Source organism: Kitasatospora sp. NPDC094028 (assembly GCF_049543595.1).
In the GTDB taxonomy this organism is placed as follows: Bacteria; Actinomycetota; Actinomycetes; order Streptomycetales; family Streptomycetaceae; genus Kitasatospora.
The window spans coordinates 182,783-199,879 of sequence record NZ_JBMVFA010000013.1; the positions used below are offsets into that span (position 1 = coordinate 182,783).

The 17,097-nt window shown below is 72.9% G+C and carries 13 protein-coding genes and 2 pseudogenes; 10 read left to right on the top strand and 5 right to left on the bottom strand.

Annotated elements, in window-relative coordinates; genetic code table 11:
- Nucleotides 1-227 precede the first annotated feature (227 nt).
- Together ACPC54_RS21260 and ACPC54_RS21265 are read left to right on the top strand one after the other, a co-directional pair.
- A complete protein-coding gene (locus ACPC54_RS21260) occupies nt 228-2,414 on the top strand; it encodes a terpene synthase family protein (RefSeq protein ID WP_498966790.1) in 2,187 nt (728 codons plus the stop codon).
- 105 nt (nt 2,415-2,519) lie between these two features.
- A pseudogene (locus ACPC54_RS21265) lies at nt 2,520-2,768 on the top strand (MFS transporter); the annotation flags it as partial.
- Here ACPC54_RS21265 and ACPC54_RS21270 read toward each other — a convergent pair.
- Entirely contained in the window at nt 2,765-3,946 is a 1,182-nt protein-coding gene (locus ACPC54_RS21270; protein ID WP_498966761.1) for an ARPP-2 domain-containing protein, read from the bottom strand. The pseudogene ACPC54_RS21265 and the gene ACPC54_RS21270 sit on opposite strands and share 4 nt — an antisense overlap.
- Nucleotides 3,943-5,370 (bottom strand): hypothetical protein, encoded by a 1,428-nt coding sequence (locus ACPC54_RS21275; protein ID WP_498966763.1) that lies wholly within the window; start codon nt 5,368-5,370, stop codon nt 3,943-3,945. The genes ACPC54_RS21270 and ACPC54_RS21275 overlap by 4 nt, the downstream gene beginning before the upstream one ends.
- 346 nt (nt 5,371-5,716) lie before the next feature.
- Here ACPC54_RS21275 and ACPC54_RS21280 point away from each other — a divergent pair, with 346 nt between their 5' ends.
- Together ACPC54_RS21280 and ACPC54_RS21285 are read left to right on the top strand one after the other, a co-directional pair.
- On the top strand, nt 5,717-7,039 hold the full coding sequence (locus ACPC54_RS21280; RefSeq protein ID WP_498966765.1) for a radical SAM protein: 1,323 nt from the start codon (nt 5,717-5,719) through the stop codon (nt 7,037-7,039).
- 135 nt (nt 7,040-7,174) lie between these two features.
- The gene (locus tag ACPC54_RS21285; RefSeq protein WP_498966767.1) at nt 7,175-7,324 is read left to right on the top strand and encodes a hypothetical protein; all 150 of its coding nucleotides are present in this window, start codon (nt 7,175-7,177) and stop codon (nt 7,322-7,324) included.
- Between the two features lie 4 nt (nt 7,325-7,328).
- Here ACPC54_RS21285 and ACPC54_RS21290 read toward each other — a convergent pair whose 3' ends face one another.
- Together ACPC54_RS21290 and sph are read right to left on the bottom strand one after the other, a co-directional pair.
- Nucleotides 7,329-8,174, bottom strand: coding sequence for a thioesterase family protein (locus tag ACPC54_RS21290; RefSeq protein WP_498966769.1), 846 nt, complete (start codon nt 8,172-8,174; stop codon nt 7,329-7,331).
- A gap of 148 nt (nt 8,175-8,322) precedes the next feature.
- Nucleotides 8,323-9,309 (bottom strand): annotated as a pseudogene (gene sph / locus ACPC54_RS21295) (sphingomyelin phosphodiesterase).
- 363 nt (nt 9,310-9,672) lie between these two features.
- Between sph and ACPC54_RS21300 the strand changes: the two are divergent.
- The 3 genes from ACPC54_RS21300 to ACPC54_RS21310 all read left to right on the top strand — a co-directional run bounded on the left by ACPC54_RS21300 (nt 9,673) and on the right by ACPC54_RS21310 (nt 12,482).
- Nucleotides 9,673-10,359, top strand: a complete 687-nt coding sequence (locus ACPC54_RS21300) for a hypothetical protein (protein WP_498966770.1) — start codon at nt 9,673-9,675, stop codon at nt 10,357-10,359.
- Nucleotides 10,360-10,416: 57 nt separating this feature from the next.
- Nucleotides 10,417-10,986 carry a hypothetical protein gene (locus tag ACPC54_RS21305; protein ID WP_498966772.1) on the top strand — a complete coding sequence of 190 codons (570 nt, stop codon included), beginning with the start codon at nt 10,417-10,419 and terminating at the stop codon, nt 10,984-10,986.
- Between the two features lie 263 nt (nt 10,987-11,249).
- Complete coding sequence (locus tag ACPC54_RS21310) at nt 11,250-12,482, top strand: hypothetical protein (protein WP_498966774.1); 1,233 nt, start codon at nt 11,250-11,252, stop codon at nt 12,480-12,482.
- Nucleotides 12,483-12,632: 150 nt separating this feature from the next.
- Here ACPC54_RS21310 and ACPC54_RS21315 read toward each other — a convergent pair whose 3' ends face one another.
- Nucleotides 12,633-13,343, bottom strand: coding sequence for a ribonuclease H family protein (locus ACPC54_RS21315; RefSeq protein WP_498966776.1), 711 nt, complete (start codon nt 13,341-13,343; stop codon nt 12,633-12,635).
- A gap of 226 nt (nt 13,344-13,569) precedes the next feature.
- Between ACPC54_RS21315 and ACPC54_RS21320 the strand changes: the two genes are divergently transcribed.
- From ACPC54_RS21320 to ACPC54_RS21330, 3 genes are all read left to right on the top strand, one after another.
- Nucleotides 13,570-14,817 (top strand): cytochrome P450 family protein, encoded by a 1,248-nt coding sequence (locus ACPC54_RS21320; RefSeq protein WP_498966777.1) that lies wholly within the window; start codon nt 13,570-13,572, stop codon nt 14,815-14,817.
- Nucleotides 14,818-14,978: 161 nt separating this feature from the next.
- On the top strand, nt 14,979-15,647 hold the full coding sequence (locus tag ACPC54_RS21325) for a hypothetical protein (protein ID WP_498966779.1): 669 nt from the start codon (nt 14,979-14,981) through the stop codon (nt 15,645-15,647).
- A 136-nt stretch (nt 15,648-15,783) separates the two neighbouring features.
- The gene (locus tag ACPC54_RS21330; RefSeq protein WP_498966781.1) at nt 15,784-16,995 is read left to right on the top strand and encodes an NAD(P)/FAD-dependent oxidoreductase; all 1,212 of its coding nucleotides are present in this window, start codon (nt 15,784-15,786) and stop codon (nt 16,993-16,995) included.
- The last annotated feature ends 102 nt before the right edge of the window (nt 16,996-17,097 follow it).

The window sequence follows — 17,097 nt, forward strand, 5'->3', positions numbered from 1 at the left end:
TTCGCCCGCGCGGCGTTTAGATGCGCCCTTGTCATGCTTCGTGCGCCCCGCGCCCGGCGCCTCAACCCCCGCGTCAACCGTGCGCCGACGCCCGTGTCCTGAACCCGGCGAGCGCGTTGGGCCGTTCGCGGCGGGGACTGTTCGAATGCGGATCGCCCGTCGTCGGCGGACCGACCCGGGCCCGCCGCAGATGCCGAGCTTCCCGAAGGGAACGCGCAGTGCCGACGATGACGATGCCGGACTTCTCCATGCCGTGGCCCGCCCGCCTCAACCCCCATCTGGAGACGGCCCGCACCCACAGCCTGCTCTGGGTGCGGGAGATGGACATGCTCGAACCCGTCTGGGACGAGGAACGCTTCACCGCGATGGACTTCGCGCTGTTCGCCGCCTGGACGCACCCCGACGCCTCGCCCGGCGAACTCTGCCTGATGAGCGACTGGTACATCTGGGGCTGGTACGTCGACGACTACTTCCCCCAGGCCTACACCAGCTCCGACCAGCTCGGCGCCGCCAAGGAGTACCTGTTCCGCCTCCGCGGCTTCATGCCGACCGACGGCACCCCGTCCACGCTCACCCCGGAGAACCCGCTGGAGCGCGGACTGGTCGACCTGTGGGCCCGCACCGCACCCGGCAAGTCCGAGCCGTGGCTGCGCCGTTACGTCGAGGTGGTCCAGGACATGGCGGAGGAGGCGCTGCGCGAGCTGTTCAACCTCGCGCGCGACGGCAGCCGTGTCCTCGACCCGATCGAGTACCTGGAGATGCGCCGCTCGGTCGGCGGGATCCTCTGGTCGGCCCAACTGCTGGAGCACGCCCTGGGCGTGGAGCTCCCGCCGCGCCTGCTCGACGAGCGTCAGCTCCAGTTGCTGAACGCGACGTTCGCCGATTCCCAAGGGCTGCAGAACGACATCATCTCGTACGCCATCGACCTGGCCGAGGGCAAGGTCAACAACGCGGTGACGGTCCTGGAGCACTTCCTGGGCTGCGACACCGAGCGGGCCACCGGGGTCGTCAACGACCTGGTCACCGACCGGCTCCAGCAGTTCGAGCACACCGCCGCCACCGAACTGCCCGCCCACTTCGACCAGCAGCTGCTGACCCCGGGCGAGCGCGGCGACGTCCTGCGCTACGTCCAGGGGCTCAAGGACTGGATGGCCGGCAACCTCGAATGGGCCCTGCGCCCCGGCGGCCGCTACCTGCCGGCGGACTCCGCCGCCCCCGCGTCGGCGCCCTCCTTCCTCACCCCGACCGGGCTCGGCACCGCGGCCGCCCGGCTCGGCCTCGCCCCGGCGCCGCTCGGCCTGCGCACCCGCAGCTACCTCAACGCGCCGCGGCAGCCGCGCGAGCGGATCGAACTGCCGGACTTCTACCTGCCGTTCCAGGCCCGCACGAACGGCGAGTTGGAGACGGCGCGCGAGCACGGCGAGGCCTACATCCGGCGCACCGGGATCCTCGACGCCCCGGGCCTCGGGGTCTGGGACGAGGCGAGCGTCAAGGCCGCCGACTTCGCGCTGTTCGGCGCGCTGACCCACCCCGACGCGCCGCTGGAGCAGCTGGACCTGCTCAACGACTGGTACACCTGGGGCTTCCTCCAGGACGACTACCTGATGGAGGTCTTCAAGCGCCGCCGCGACCTCGCGGGCGCGAAGGCGTACCTCGACCGGCTGGAGCTCTTCGTCCCGGCGGAGCCGTTCGCCGTGCTGCCGGTTCCGTCCAACCCCTCCGAGCTGGGGCTCGCGGAACTCTGGAGCCGCACCGCCCCGGCCGTCTCCGACGAGTTGCGGCGCAAGCTCTCGGCCAGCACGGTGACGCACCTCCGGTCGGGGATGTGGGAGGTGTTCAACGCCGTCCAGAACCGGACGCCCGAGCTGATCGACTACGCCGGGATGCGCCGCGAGACCCTGGGCGCGGGCGTCTGCGCGGACCTGATCCACCACGCGGCGGGCATCGCCGTCCCCGACGCCGTGATGACCAGCCGGCCGATGCGCCGGCTGGTCACGGCGGTCGGCGACTGGGCGGGCTGGTTCAACGACGTGGCCTCGTACCAGATGGAGATCGAGTACGAGGACGACGTGCACAACGGGATCCACGCCCTGCGCCGCTTCACCGGCGTCGACCTGCCGACTGCCGTCGCCACGGTGAACGATCTCCTCACCGCGCGGATGCACGAGTTCGAGCACCTGACGGACACCGAACTGCCCGCGCTCTACGACGAGCTGGCGCTGGGCGCCGAGGAACGGGCGGACATGGCCGACTACATCGGGCAGTTGCAGGAGTGGATGGCCGGGTTCGCCGCCTGGCACCTGCGGACGGGCCGCTACACCGACTTCCCGACCCGCACCACCCTGCCCGCCCGCCTGCTGCGCGGCCCCGCCGGCCTCGGCACCGCGGCCGCCCGGCTCGGCGTGAGCGCGTAGCACTCCGCCCGTGCGGGCCGGGTCGCAGCACCGCCCCGGCCCGCACCAGTGCGCGGCCGCGCCCGTAAGAGGGAGAAGAACGGCCTCCGGCGCCGCACGCGAACGGTGGGCTTGTTCATCGCGCCGATCTTCCCGACCGGCCTGCCCTGGCTCAACCAGGCCGCCCCGCAGGCCCGGCGGGCTCGGGCGCCGGTGATCGCCGCCATGGCCGGCGGCATGGTGGCCGGCCCGGCCCTGGGGCGGGCCATCGCGTGGTCGGGCATCCGCACGATGCCGGTGCTGCTGGGCACGGTGTCGGTGCTCGGCCTGGCCGCCACCCTCTGGCTGATCCGTTCCACCCAGCGTGCTGCTTAGAGCCCCTTGCGGGCCCGGCTGCGGTAGTGGTCCAGCACGTCCTTCCGCAGCAACTGGCCGAAGCCCGCACCCTCCAGGCGTAGGCCCAGCTGGGGTTCGGTGATGCCCATCGCCTCGGCCGTCCGCTTCAGGTGCCAGTCGTTGGTGGCCAGGCGGTCCAGCAGGTGGCCGCGGCGGACCTGCGCCTCGGAGAGGCGGAAGGTCTTGAGGTAGGCGATCCGGCCGTGCTCGTCCGTGATGGTCTCGCCCAGGTGGTTCTCCTGCTTCGGGCGGAAGTCGGGCAGGAAGCGGGCGAGGGTGAAGCGGCCCAGCGTGCGGATGGTGCGGCGGCGATAGTCGGTGTCGAGCAGGCCCCCGGCCATCGTGGTGTCATGGAATCGCGCCCACGCGCGTTCCTGCTCGTCGACGGCGGCCCGCAGCTCGGCCAGGGAGCGGACCGGCGTGTCCCGCAGGTCGGCGCGGAACTCGGGGACGGGCGCGGCCAGGAGGCCGTAGTGGTGGATCAGTTCGCCGTACAGGTCGAGCAGCAGGCTCCGGTGCAGGGCGCGGTAGTCGTCCGGGTGCGGCACCACGAACGCGGCGGCGAGGGCGTCGGCGACGTACACGGCGAGGCCGCACTGCCCGGGGTGGATCTCGAACACCCGCAGGGCGTCGGCCAGTCCGCGCACCTGCGCGCCGCTGTACGCCTCCTCGGCGCGCGGCGACAGGCCGCGCCGCACGGCCTGCTGGGACCACTGCGCCCAGGTGATGGACGGCCCGCTGAAGTGCAGGGCGAGGTAGCCCTCCAGGGCGAGGTGCAGCGGCAGGAAGCGCAGCCGGGTGCGCCCTTCCCGCTTGGCCATCCGCTGCGGCGGGTGCACGCGCATGCGCTCCGGCGCCGTACGGGCGGCCTTGTCGGTGTCCGGGCCGCCGATCTGGGTGCCGAAGGCCGCGGCCGGGGTGCCGTCGCGCGTCCAGTCGGCGACGAAGCCGTGCGGGATGTACGAGGTGTAGGAGGTCCGCCGGTCCACCCGGACGGAGGTGTAGTCGCTCTCGTACAGCTCCTGGTGCAGCCGCAGCTCGGCGATCGGCTCCGCGCGCACCAGCGGGACGAGCCGCACGCCGCCCCACACCTGGGCGGGCCGAGTGTCGAGCCCGGTGAGGTCGAACCGGAACGTGTCCGGTGCGGTCGTGGTCATCGGGCCTCCCCGGCCGCGAGGAAGCGGGCGGTGCGCACCGCCAGGTGGGCCGTCAGCCCGGCCAGGTCAGTGCGGCCCTCGGCGAACTGGGCGAACTCGACCAGGGCGGGCAGGTCCTGGGCGTCGCGCAGCCCGGCGGTGGGCACGGTCGGGGCGAGCCGGCGGACGTCGAAGCCGTCGGCGTCGTAGACGGGGTTGAGGTGGACGATGCTGGTGCGCCGCTCCGGGTCGAGGCGGGTGCGCCAGACCCGCAGTACCTCGGCGGCCAGGCCGGGCGGGGCGTTGTCCCAGCCGTCCGAGACGATCACCAGGCGCTGCGGTGCGGTGTCCAGGGCGTCGAGAATCCGGCGGCCGAGCGGGGTGGGCCCGCAGGGGTGGGCGAGCAGGGCGTCGGTGCGGCCGGTGGTCCACAGCGCGGTGTAGTCGGCGGCGAGTGCTTCGAGGAGGAAGTGGCAGGCGAGCGCGGCGGCGAGGGGGCGGCGGCGCTTGACGCCCGAGCCGTAGGAGGAGAACGAGTCGTCGAGCACGGCCGCGACCCGCCCCCAGGTGCCGGATTGGGCGCCGGCGGCGCGCCGGGCGGCGGCCCGCAGGGCCCCGGTCAGCTCGGCGCGGCGGGCCAGCCGGTCCTCCGTGGGCAGTGCGAGGACGTACGTGGCGAGCCGGGTGAGCGGCATCCGGGCGAGGCCCGCCGGCACGGTGGCGCCGTGGCCGCGGGAGGACTCCTGCAGGCGCAGCCGTTCCAGCGCCGTCATGCGGGGCGCGATGCCGTCGAGGAAGGTGCGGCGGTCGATGCCGCGCCGCTGGGCGAAGCCTTCGGCGACGGTGTACGGGAGTTCGTAGAGGGCGCCCTGCTCGTAGTGGGCGCGGCGCCAGGCGTCCAGGACCGGGGTGCGAAATGGCGCGCGGGTGACCGGTGAGAACAGGAAGGTGCCGACCTCGTCGTGCTCGGGCCGCAGGTGGGCGTGGCGCAGTGCGCGGCGCAGCCCGGGGCGGTACTTGACGGCGTCGAGCGCGAGGTCGGGCCGGGCGGCGAGCCAGTCGCGGAGGATGGCGCGGGTGCGGCGGTTGTTGACCTTGTGCCGCCGCAGTTCGCCGATCAGCTTGTACACCCGCTGCGGGGGCAGCAGCGCGAGGCGGCGGGCGATCAGCCGGCCCTCGGTGCGGCGCTGGTCGGCGGTGGCCTCGCCGGGGGTCAGGAGGAGGTTGCGTACGATGAGCGCCGCGTTGTGGTCGTTGATGTCGAGGGCGAGCGCAGCGGCGTACGGCTCGCGGTAGTTGACCAGCATGTACTCGTGCAGGAACTGGATCGAGAGCTGCTGCGCGGCGGCGCCGGTGTGGAACTCACGCTGGCCGGTGGCCGTGATGGCGGCGTTGACGAACAGCAGCACGTCCTCGGCCGCGATCAGGGCGCCGTGGTCCTCCATCGCTCCGTCCCCCCGTGGTTGGTCCTGAGGGCCGGCCGGGGAATGGGGGCGCGAACTGCGAATCATTGCGGTAAAGGCACGTTCCGGAAGTCGCACCGGAGTCCCGCGGCCGGCCCGAGGACGGTAACAGAACCCGGTCGGGAACCGGGCATGGTTAATCATGGCCGAAAGTGCCGTGGGAGGGGCTGAGCAGGTGGGCCCGGTCGTAGAAGCGGTGTCCCTTGGCCCAACTCCCGGTCGACGCCGGTCCCGGTCGACCGGGACCGCGTGCACGGGAGCGGGGTAAGGAGGAGAAGAATGGCCGCAGGCACCGTGCAGGAGCGGCGCCAGGAAGGAAGACCAGCGCATGGACAGCCAGACCGGCAGCCGCACCGCACTCGTCGAGGACCTGATGGGTCGCTTCCCCGACGTCCCCCGGGAGGCGGTGATCAAGGAGGACCTGCTGCGCGGCGGCATGGCCTTCGACGAGTCCGCGCTCAGCGGCAGCACCGGTGACGGGGGCGGCGAGGTCAAACCGAAGTCCTACTTCATCTTCTCCTTCGACCACCGCACCCTGCCCGAGCTGGGCGCGGCCGCGCTGAACCGCCCGCCGGAGGAGGTCGTGCTCACCGGCGGCCCGTACGGGCTGCGCCGCACGGTGGTGTCGGTGCGGGTCAACCCGGATTCGCCGTACCGGGTCCGGGCGGGCGACGACGGCACGCTGGGCCTGTACCTGGACGGCGTGCGGATCGCCGACGTGGGCCTGCCGCCGATGCCGGACTACTACCGGCACACCCTGGCCAACGGGAAGTCGGTGATGGAGGTCGCCCCGACCATCCAGTGGGGTTACCTGATCTACCTCACGGTGTTCCGGGTCTGCCAGTACTTCGGCGCCAAGGAGGAGTGCCAGTACTGCGACATCAACCACAACTGGCGCCAGCACAAGGCGGCCGGCCGCCCGTACACCGGGGTCAAGCCGGTCGAGGAGGTGCTGGAGGCGCTGGCGCTGATCGACAAGCACGACACCGCGCGGGCCTCCCAGGCGTACACGCTGACCGGCGGCGCGATCACCTCGCAGGTCGGCGGGAAGGACGAGGCCGACTTCTACGGCCAGTACGCGAAGGCGATCGAGGAGCGCTTCCCGGGCCGGTGGATCGGCAAGGTCGTCGCCCAGGCGCTGCCGCGCGAGGACGTCCAGCGCTTCCACGACTACGGCGTGCGGATCTACCACCCCAACTTCGAGGTGTGGGACAAGCGGCTGTTCGAGCTGTACTGCCCGGGCAAGGAGCGCTACGTCGGCCGGGACGAGTGGCACCGCCGGATCCTGGACTCCACCGAGGTGTTCGGGCCGGAGAACGTGATCCCCAACTTCGTGGCGGGCGTGGAGATGGCCGCGCCGCACGGCTTCACCACGGTGGACGAGGCGATCGCCTCCACCCAGGAGGGCCTGCGCTACTTCATGTCGCGCGGGGTCGTGCCGCGCTTCACCACCTGGTGCCCGGAGCCGACCACCCCGCTCGGCAAGGCCAACCCGAACGGCGCGCCGCTGGAGTACCACATCCGGCTGCTGCAGGCCTACCGGGGGACGCTGGAGGAGTTCGGCCTGTCCTCGCCGCCCGGGTACGGGCCGGCCGGGCCGGGCAAGGCGGTGTTCTCGGTCAGCTCCTTCATGGACTCGCTGCCGGGCTGATCCCCGCCCGGGGTACTCCGTCCGGTGGGTTTCGGCGGCGCTCCTCGCGCGAACGAGTGAGCCGGGGGGGGCGGTGGCCGGGAGGATGTCCGGCGATCGCCGCCACCCGCCCCGACCCGCCGCCGGAGCCGCCCCATGCCGTCGCCGCCGTCGCCGCCGGTGCCACCGCCGCCGTCACCGGATCCCCGGCTCGGCCGCCGGGCGCTCGGGGCGGCCCGGCTGCTCTACTGGCCGGTGGTGACCGGACTGCTCTTCGCCGTCACGGTCGGGGTGCTGCTGTTCTGAGCCCTCAGTTCCCGGTCAGCGGGCGGACGGTGAGGATCTGCTCGGCCCGCCCGACCGGCCCGTCGACGTCGTGCAGCACGGTGCTGGTGACGCCGTGCCCGGCCGGGCCGAAGGTGACGGCGGTGTCCAGGCCCGTCCAGCGGCCGCCGGGGCGGCGGTGGAAGTGGATCGTCAGGTCGGTGTTCGGGAACATCCACGCGGTGGGGTCCTGCCGGACGGCGATGCCGTTGGCGGCGTCGACCAGGGCGATGAAGGTGGCGTGCGGGCCGCACGGCTCCCCCGCGACCAGGTCGAGCGGGGTGGACAGCCAGGCGGCGGCCCGGCCCGGGGCCTCGGAGCGGCGGCGGCCGTCGAGGGAAGCGATGAAGCCGCCGCTCCACTGGTCGCTCATCACCCACGGCTCGAACTCCTCGGGCGCGGGCAGCGCCCGGTCGTGGGTGCCGGCGACGGAGGTGGTGTCGGACTCGGCGAGGTACCAGGCGCGGGCCCGGACCACCGCCCGGTCGGCGATCGTGAGCACGGCCTCGACCAGCTCGATGGTGCGGCCGGGGCGGACGGTCTCCACCGTGATCTCGCACTCGTCGAGGGCGATCAGGCCGAGTATGTCGTAGCTGATCCGGGCCAGCGCCAGCCCGTCGCCGGGCCGGCTGCCCTCCGCCCGGCCCTCCGCCAGGTGCTCGGCCCGGCGCTCGGCCCGGTGCGACTCGATCGCGTGGGCGATCAGCCCGCCCACCGGGGCGAAGTGCTGCTCGTCGGGGTGCCAGGCGCCCTGTGCGTGGCCGGTGGGCTTGAAGCGCCGCTCGCCGGTGCGCTGGTAGTAGCTGTCGGGCTCGGCGGTGGGGGTGGACAAGGTGGGGTTCTCCTCGGAGCCGGATCGCGGGGTGCCGGCGGGCGCCGCGCGACCACCGGCGTCCGCGTTCAGGATCGTAGGCGGCCGAACGACCCCGGGCGCTGTGAATCGCCCCACACCTTCGGCGCCCCGCGTCCGGCGCCGCGCGCTACCCGGCCCGGCCCGCGACCAGCGGGTAGTGGTCGGAGAGGTCGGTGTAGGTGTAGCTCCTGCCCCAACTGCTCACCGTCCAGGGCGTGCTGTGCACCCGCAGGACGTGGTTGAGGTAGCTCTGCGGCCGGGCGTGGTCGGCGCGGTAGAGGACATGGTCGAGGTCCTCCTTGGGCTCGCCCGGGTACCGGTAGGCGGCGATCGAGTTGTCGGCGGTGTCGAACGAGTACGGCCAGCCGGTGCGCGCCGAGGCGGGGGCGAGGTTGCCGTTGTCCAGCAGGGCCTGGAACTCGGTGCCGTGCGAGTCGATGTTGAGGTCCCCGGCGACCAGCACCGGTTCGGCGGCGGGGATCCGCTTGGCGTCCAGGAAGGCGCGCATCGCGGTGAGCTGCCTGGCCCGGATCGCGGCGGGCCGGCCGCTGGAGCAGCCGGAGTCGGTGGACTGCAGGTGGGTGCCGACCACGTGGGTGCGCACGCCGTCGACGTTCAGCACGGCGTAGACGAAGCCCTTGTTGGAGAAGTAGTCCGAGCCGCACGCGTCCTTGAAGACGTACTACTCTTTGCGCAGGATCGGCCACTTGCTGAGCAGCATCACCCCGCCGTCCTCGGGGGTGGCGGCGCCGTAGCTGCCGGAGGTGGCGTCCCAACCGGAGGTGGAGCGGCCGACCACGGGGGTGCGGTAGGGGTAGGCGGCGGAGGCCTTGGCGGCGAGCGCGTCGGAGGCGGCGTTGTCGAAGGCCTCCTGCAGCACGACCACGTCGTGCCCCCGGAAGAAGTCGGCCGTGGCGATGGCCTGCGCGCGGTGCGCCTGGCCCCAGTTGGGGTAGAGCGAGGTGCTCATCAGGAAGGTGTTGTAGCTGAGCATGTCGAGCGGGGGCGCCGTCACCGGGGCGCTCTCGGCGGAGGCGGGGGCGGCACCGAGCGCGGCGAGCACGGTGGCGGCGGCACCGGCGGCGAGCGCGCGGCGGAGGAACGGCAGCGGCATGGGGGCTCCGTGGGAGTGTCGGGGTGCGGTGTCGTGGGGCGCGGTGTCGTGGGGCGCGGTGTCGTGGGGTGCGGTGTCGGGGGGCGCGGTGTCGTGGAATGTTGTGCATCCAACTTCGTGTCCGGCACGACCCGCAAGACATCGGGCGAGCATCCGGTGAACTCGTCCGTAACAGCACGATCCGCTCGCAGCACGGGCTTCCCGGGCCCCGACTGACGCTCCCCCACGGCTCCCGGACAGCTCCGCCGCAGCCGCAGGCCGCCGAAGCGGTACCCGGTGTTCCGCTTGCCCCGGCCGGCCGTCAGAATGTCGCGGGCGACACGCGCGGCACCGAACATGCCGCGGCACCGAACGGGGACGGCATTGGCAGGCAGACCGAACAAGAAGCGGAAGAGACCGCTCGCCGAGGGCGTCCCGCGCCCGCCGAAGCGGGTGCCGCGGCGGCGGATCCCCTGGGAGCCCGCGCCGCGGACGATCCGCCGGACCGCGCTGCTGGTCGGGCTGCTCACCCCCGTGCTGCTGGTCGGGCTGGAGGCGGTCGGCACCAACCCGGACTACCAGGTGCCGTGCGTGGTCCTCGCCGTGCTGGTGTTCCTGGCCGCCGTCATCGGGGCGGGGCTGGTACGGGCCAGCGGCTGGGTGATCTGGCCCGCCGTGGCACTCGGCGTGGCGATGCTGGCGCTGCCCGAGGCCGCGCTGCGCGCCCAGCTGATCGAGCACCGCGGGGTGCGGACCGACGCGGTGATCACCGCGGCGCACAGCACGAAGTCCCGCTACGGGACGCTGAGCTGGTCCTGCGACATCCGCCGGGCGGACGGGCGGCCGCTGCCGCACGGGAAGTTCAGCGGCACCGGCTGCTCGTCCGAGCGCTCGGTCGGCGAGACCGTCCCGGTGATCGTCGATCCGGCCGGCTGGGCACCGCCGGTGGGGATCGGCGGGGACACCGCGGTCGGCGGCGCCGCGCTCTACGCCGTCCCCGGGTGCGCCGTGCTGTGGGCGGCGCTGATCCTGGGAGCGGGCCGGCGCGCCCTGCGGGAGCGGGGGGCCTGAACCGGACCGATCCACCCCCCTTCTCCACCCCGGGAGTTCGGGCGTAGTGTGCCTGAGGTGAACGAACTGGTCTATCGGGGGAAGGACCTGCTCCGCCCCTCCGTCTTCCTCACGCTCCTCGGCATCCTGGCCGTCGAGGCGGTGTTCTCCGGCGTCAAGTTCGGCCCGGTGGGCGTCGCCTGGGCACTCGGCCTCACCGTGGCGATCCTCGCGCCCTCGCTCTACTACAGCTACCGCAGCTGGAGTTCGGTCGGCCCGGCCGGCATCACCATCTGCTGGGGCGGCGGCAAGGGCCGCACCTACCCGTGGCACGAGATCCACTGGATCGACGTCCGCGAGACCAAGAACCGGGGCAGCACCTCCTACGCCGTCAGGTTCTACGTCACGGGCGGCCGGCGCCGGACCCTGCCCGGGCTGCAGCACAGCCCGGTCTACCCGAACCCGGACTTCGACGTGCACTTCCAACGGGTCGTCCAGTGGTGGGAGTTCAGCACCGACCCGGCCGCCCGCGTCCAGCCGCGCCGGACGCTGCGGGACAAGCTGTCGCCGCAGATGATCGGCGCGCTGCTGGCCGTGCTCATCCTGACGGTGGTGACCCTCGGCGTGCTGCTCTCGCACAACGGCTGAGCTGCGGCGACGCGCCAGCGGGCAGGAGTGGGGACGGGCGGGGGCGGTTCGCGCGCCTCCGCCCGTCCTGGTTAAAGCCTCCGTCAAAAATTCCTGTCGCACCTTGTTGCTAGTGTGATCACATGTGTAGGTGCCGTGCGCCTGCACGACAGGGGAGGGAACGGACCGGTCTCTCGACCGGTCCCAGCCACACAGGAGTCACCATCAACACCGCCATTCGCAAGTCCGCCCGCGGCGCCGTACCCGTCGTCGCCATCGCCGCCATGCTCGCCGCCGGTCTGACCGCCTGCGGCACCGCCAAGGAACTGAGCGCCCAGGAAAAGGCCGCCAAGGCCTTCAACAAGGTCGGCGACAGCAAGAACGCCGCCGTCACCTTCTCCGTCGACGCCACGGCGGACCAGATCATGGCCTTCGACAAGGCCACCGGCGACGGCACCATGGAGCGCAAGGCCGCCGAGGGGATGTCCGGCCTGAAGATCGCGGTCTCGGTCTCCTCCGACAAGCCGCTCAAGGACGCCGAGGCCTTCAAGCAGGCCCATAGCTCCGCACCGGCCAAGGACTACACGCCCGACAAGTCGCTGCGCATCGCCTACACGCTGTCCGACCGCAACGGCACCCAGCTGCTGGAGTTCCGCGAGGTCGACGCCAAGGCGTACCTGCACCTGGACCTCAAGGGCCTGGCCAAGACGTTCGGTGAGGACCCGGCCGAGATCGACAAGGCCACCAAGGACCTGCCCGCCGACCTGACCGCGGTGCGCAACGTCCTGGCCGGCAAGTGGGTCTCCTTCGACCTGCAGGAGTTCGCCGACGCGGCCAAGAAGTCGGACGCCGCCAAGGGCACCGCCGGGGCCCCGGCCGCCAAGCCGAGCGCCGACCCGCAGGCCGCCAAGGACCTGTACAACTCGCTGAAGGACGTCTTCCGACGGACCGTCACCATCGAGGACAAGGGCAAGAAGGACGGCACCGACCACCTGTGGGTCAGCGCGCCGGCCCGCCAGGTCGTCGACGAGGTGTTCAAGGCCGTCAAGCCGCTGTCGGACAAGTTCCCGAAGGAGTTCGGCAAGTTCCCGACCTCGGCCCCGTCCAAGGGCGTGCCCGAGGGCAAGGTCGGCGTCGACGTCTACCTCAAGGACGGCGCGTTCTCCTCCGCGACCTTCGACGTCGCCCAGCTGACGGAGAAGGCCGGCCAGGGCGTCACCTTCCCAGTGAAGCTCGCCTACGACCAGTCCGCCCCGGCCGTCGAGGCCCCGGCCGACGCCTCCAAGCTGAGCGTCGAGGAACTGCAGAACACCGTGATGTCGCTGGTGATGGCGGGCGCCAAGGGCCCGAACGTCGCCGGCGGCGAGGACCCGACCGGCACCCCGGCCGCGCCGCTGACCGACGCCCAGCTCAAGGAGCTGGCCGCGGCCGGCGTCCCGGCGGAGCAGGCGCAGATGTACAACAAGCTCGGCCTGACCTTCGAGGACATCAAGGACTTGGCCTCGAAGCCCTCCTGATCCCCTCCGGTCCCACCCTCCGGCCGGCCGCGCCCTCCGCGCGGCCGGCCGGAGGCCGTTTCAGCCCCGGCGGCCCCGGCGGCCTCAGCAGTCCCGGCGGCGGCGGGCGTCAGCGGGCTGGGGCGTCAGCGGGCTTGGGCGTCGGCGGGCTCAGGCGTGGGCCGCGGCGCACTCCGGGTGGCCCCAGCTGGCGCCCACCTTGGTGATCTTGTCGCCCTTGCCGTACGGGCGGGAGCACGGGCAGGTGCCCGGGAAGCGGGCGGCGAGCGTCCGGCCACCGCCCCGGGACGACGAGCCGGGGGAGGCGGGCTTCCCGGCCGAGGCGGCCTTGGCGGCCGGGCGGGTGGCCCGGCGGGCGCCGGCGGCCGGGGCCGGGTCGGGCACCGGCAGGTCGGCGGCGGTGCCGCCCGCGGACTGCTGGGTGCGGGCGGCGTCGCTGGCGGCCTTGTCGGCGATGGCGTTCAGCGGGTCGCCGTCGACCTGGTGGGCGGGCACGTACACGAAGGTGACGTCCCGGCCCTCCAGCAGCGCGTCGATCCCCTGGATCAGCTCCTGGTTGGCGACCGGCTTGCCGGCCGCCGTCTTCCAGCCGTTGCGCTTCCAGCCCTTGAGCCACTTGGTGACCGAGTCGCGGGTGTAGGTGCTGTCCAGCCGGACCTCCAGCGGCACCGCCGGGTCCGTGTCGGCCAGCAGCTCGCGCAGCGCCGTCAGTTCGCCGACGTTGTTGGTGCTGCGCCCGAGCGCGCCGGACCGCCAGCGCTGGGGCGCCCCGGCACCGTCCGCGACCACGTAGGCCCAGGCCGCCGGGCCCGGGTTGCCCTTGGCTGCTCCGTCACACGCTGCAATGACTCGTTCGACCATGCCCCGATCATGCCTTCCCGACCGGCCCGGAGCCAAAGTCGCGCGGGCCCGTCTCCGGACCCCCGCCTGCGGGCCGGCCCTGCCTTCCATCGGCCGAAACGATCCGTTGACGGCCCATCCACAGCCCGTTACAACGGAGGGAAGGCCCTCAGGCAGCCTGCCGCGCCCCGATGCCGTCGCCGCGGGCACCGGGGACACAGCACGAAAGACTCCGAGGAGAAATGCCATGACTCCTGACGAGATCCACCGCTGCCCCGTGCTGGACATGAGCGCCCGGGCCCCACATCAGCAGAACGCGGAGCTGCGTTCCGCCGGACCGGCCGTGCAGGTTGAACTTCCCGACGGGATCATCGCCTGGTCGGTGACCCGCAGTTCGGTGATCCGTGCGCTCGCCACCAACCCGAACGTCTCCCGTGACCCGCACCGGCACTGGCCCGACGTGGCGGCGGTTCCCGAAGGCTGGCCGCTGGGGGCGATCGCCCTGATACACACCTTCTTCAACCTCTACGGCGACCAGCACCGGTCCGGACGGCGGCAGATGGCGCCCTCGTTCTCGCCCCGCCGGGTGGCAGCACTGCGGCCCGGGATCGAGGCGACTACGACCGAACTCGTGGCCGCGATGAGGGCGCTGGGCCCCGGTGCGGCGGTGGACGTCCGCCAGGCCCTGTCCCGGCCGCTGACCACGACGGTCATCTGCGACCTCTTCGGTGTGCCCACCGACATGCGGTCCCGGCTCACCGCGCCCATGGACACCCTTCTGATGACCACGGCCACCCCTGAACAGATGACGGCCGCGAAGACCACCATCGATGATTCCCTCACCGAGTTGCTGGACCTCAAGCGGCAGCACCCAGGAGCGGACCTGGCCAGCGACGTGGCCGCCGGCGCGAACGACGGCGGAGCCGACCGCACGGATCAGGAACGCCGGGACCTCCTCTACCTGATGATCAGCGCCGGCTACGAGACCTCCGTCAACCTCATCACCAACGCCGTCCAGGCCCTCCTCACCCGTCCGCACTACCTGGTCACCGTCCTGGCCGGCGAACTGAGTTGGGACAGCGTCATCGAAGAGACGCTGCGCCACGAAAGCCCCGCCATGCACGTACCCCTGCGCTACCCGCTGGCGGACATCGACCTCGGCGACGGCGTCGTCATCCGACGCGGTGAGCCGATCCTGCTGGGCTTCGGCGCAGCCGGACGCGATCCGGAGGTCCATCCGGACCGACCCGACGACTTCGATCCCACACGCCCCGGCAAGGACCACCTGGCTTTCGGCCACGGCGCGCACTTCTGCCTCGGCGCACCCCTGGCCCGGCTGGAGGCCGAACTGGCCTTGAAGGGCCTGTTCGGCGCCTGCCCTGACGCCGTGCTGGACCCGTCCCGCCCGACACCGTCGCGACTCGAGTCCGTCATCGTCAACGGACCGTCCGAGCTGTGGATCGTCCCGACCCCTGTGTCAGCCGCCCCGAAGTGACCTCCGCCGTGCGGCCACTCAGCGCGTCCTGTCGATCACGCTTGGATGCCCGGGCCCCGACTTTCCTCCTGGAGCGCCTGCCCCCGATCGCCGCCCGCTGAGCCGCGGCTTCCGGCCCCCGCCCTCCCCGCACACCGGGTGACCTGGCAGGATCTCCCGCCATGGACCCGAGCACCCCGCCCGCCCGGCGGCGCACCGACGACCTCCCGTGGCCGCGCCGCCCGATCCTCGCCGCACTGTGGATCCCCGGCGCGGCCGTCCTGCTGCCGCTCGGCGGGGCGATCGGCGCCTTCGGCCTGTGGATGCTCGCGCCCGCGCTGGCGCTGGTGCTCGCCGGCCTGGTCGGGCTGATGTGGGCGGTGTGGAGCCTGTGCCCGTCCCGCCTGCTGCGCCGGGTGGCGATGACGCTGCTGCTCGGCCCGCTGATCGCCGTCCCGCTGCTGGCCCTGAACACCGCTCGGGCCACCGACCTGAGCGTGCGCGGCGTCACCCACCCCGGCGAGGTCACCGGCATCCGGGTCAGCCACGGCAAGACGACCACCTACTCCTGCACCGTCCGTTTCACCGACGCCCCGGACCGCTCGCGCCCCGTCGACTGCGGCGCGGCCGACACGGTCGGCGAGCGGGTCTTGGTCACCGAGGACCCGGACAACCTGGTCGACCCGGAGTTCGCCGGCGCGGCCGCCGCCGGCCGCTTCGACCTCACCCTCACCCTCTTCTTCGACGCCGTCCTCCTCCTCATCGGCGCCGCCTGCGCCACCGCGGGCGCCCTCCTGCGCCACACCCGCGGCCGCCGCACCCCCACCCCCACTCACCACCGGGCGTCCTGACCCCGACCACCCCCACCCACATGTGACCCACGTCACAGCACGTTCCTGTCAGCAATCGGTCGGCTGCCCCGCTCAACCACCGAGAGCAAGCGAACGGCGTGCGAGCGAAGAGCACGCGAACCGACAGGAGCGACCCATGAAGCACCGCATCGTCGTCCTCGGCGCCGGCTACGCCGGGGCGAACGTGGCCGGGACCCTGGCCCGCCGGCTGTCCCCCGCGGACACCGAGATCACCGTGGTCAACGCCGAGCCGGACTTCGTCGAACGGATGCGCCTGCACCAGCTCGCCGCCGGCCACCGGGTCGAGGCCCGCAGGCTCGCCGACGTCTTCGCGGGCACCGGCATCCGGCTGCGCCTGGCCCGGGTCACCGCCGTCGACCCCGAGGGGCAGACCGTCGCACTGGCCGACGCGAACGGCGGCGGCGAGCTCGACTACGACACCCTGGTCCACACGCTCGGCAGCCGGGTCGCCGACCACGGCGTGCCCGGCGTGGCCGAGCACGCCTTCGAGGTGGCCGGCCGGCCCTCGGCGCTGCGCCTGCGCGAGCGCCTGGACGGCCTGGTCCGGCAGGGCGGCGGACAGGTGCTGGTCGTCGGCGACGGGCTGACCGGCATCGAGACCGCCACCGACCTCGCCGAGTCCCGGCCCGGCCTCTCGGTGACGCTGGTCGCCCGCGGCGAGCTGGGCGCCCCGCTCTCCCCCGGGGCCCGCGGCCACCTGCGCCGGGCCTGCGAGCGGCTGGGCGTCACCGTCCTGGAGCACACCGCCGTCGAGGCCGTCGAGGCGACCCGGGTGCTGTGCGCCGACGGCGGCGTCCTGGCCTCCGACGCGACGGTGTGGACGGCCGGGTTCGCGGCCGACCCGATCGCCGCCGCGAGCGGACTGGAGGTCACCGGGGACGGCCGGATCGCCGTCGACCGCACCATGCGGTCGGTCTCGCACCCGAACGTCTACACCGCCGGCGACGCCGCCTTCGCCATCGGCGACAACGGCCTGCCGCTGCCGATGTCCTGCGCCACCGCCGGCTTCACCGCCCGGCAGGCCGCGGACGCGATCGTGGGCCGCCTGACCGGCCGTCCGATCCCGCGCACTAAGCTGACCTACATCGGCAACCACATCAGCCTCGGCGCGCGGGACGGCATCCTCCAGCTGGTCGACGACGAGGCGCTGGCGAAGCCCTCGTACCTGGGCGGCCGCACGGCCGCACGGGTCAAGGCGGGCGTCCTAGCGATCTCACTGTGGGCCGTCGCGCACCCGACCTTCGGCCTGCCCAAGCGCCGCCACCACCTGGCCGCGACGCCGGACGCGCCCGCCGGGCAGCTGACCGCCCGCCAGACCGCCGCGTAGCCGGGCCCTAAGGCTTGTCTGATAATTGATCTTGTGGCAGGTCGAGGCGAGGTGACGGACGCGGCGTGGGAGCTGATAGAGCCCCTGTTGCCGCAGGTGGAC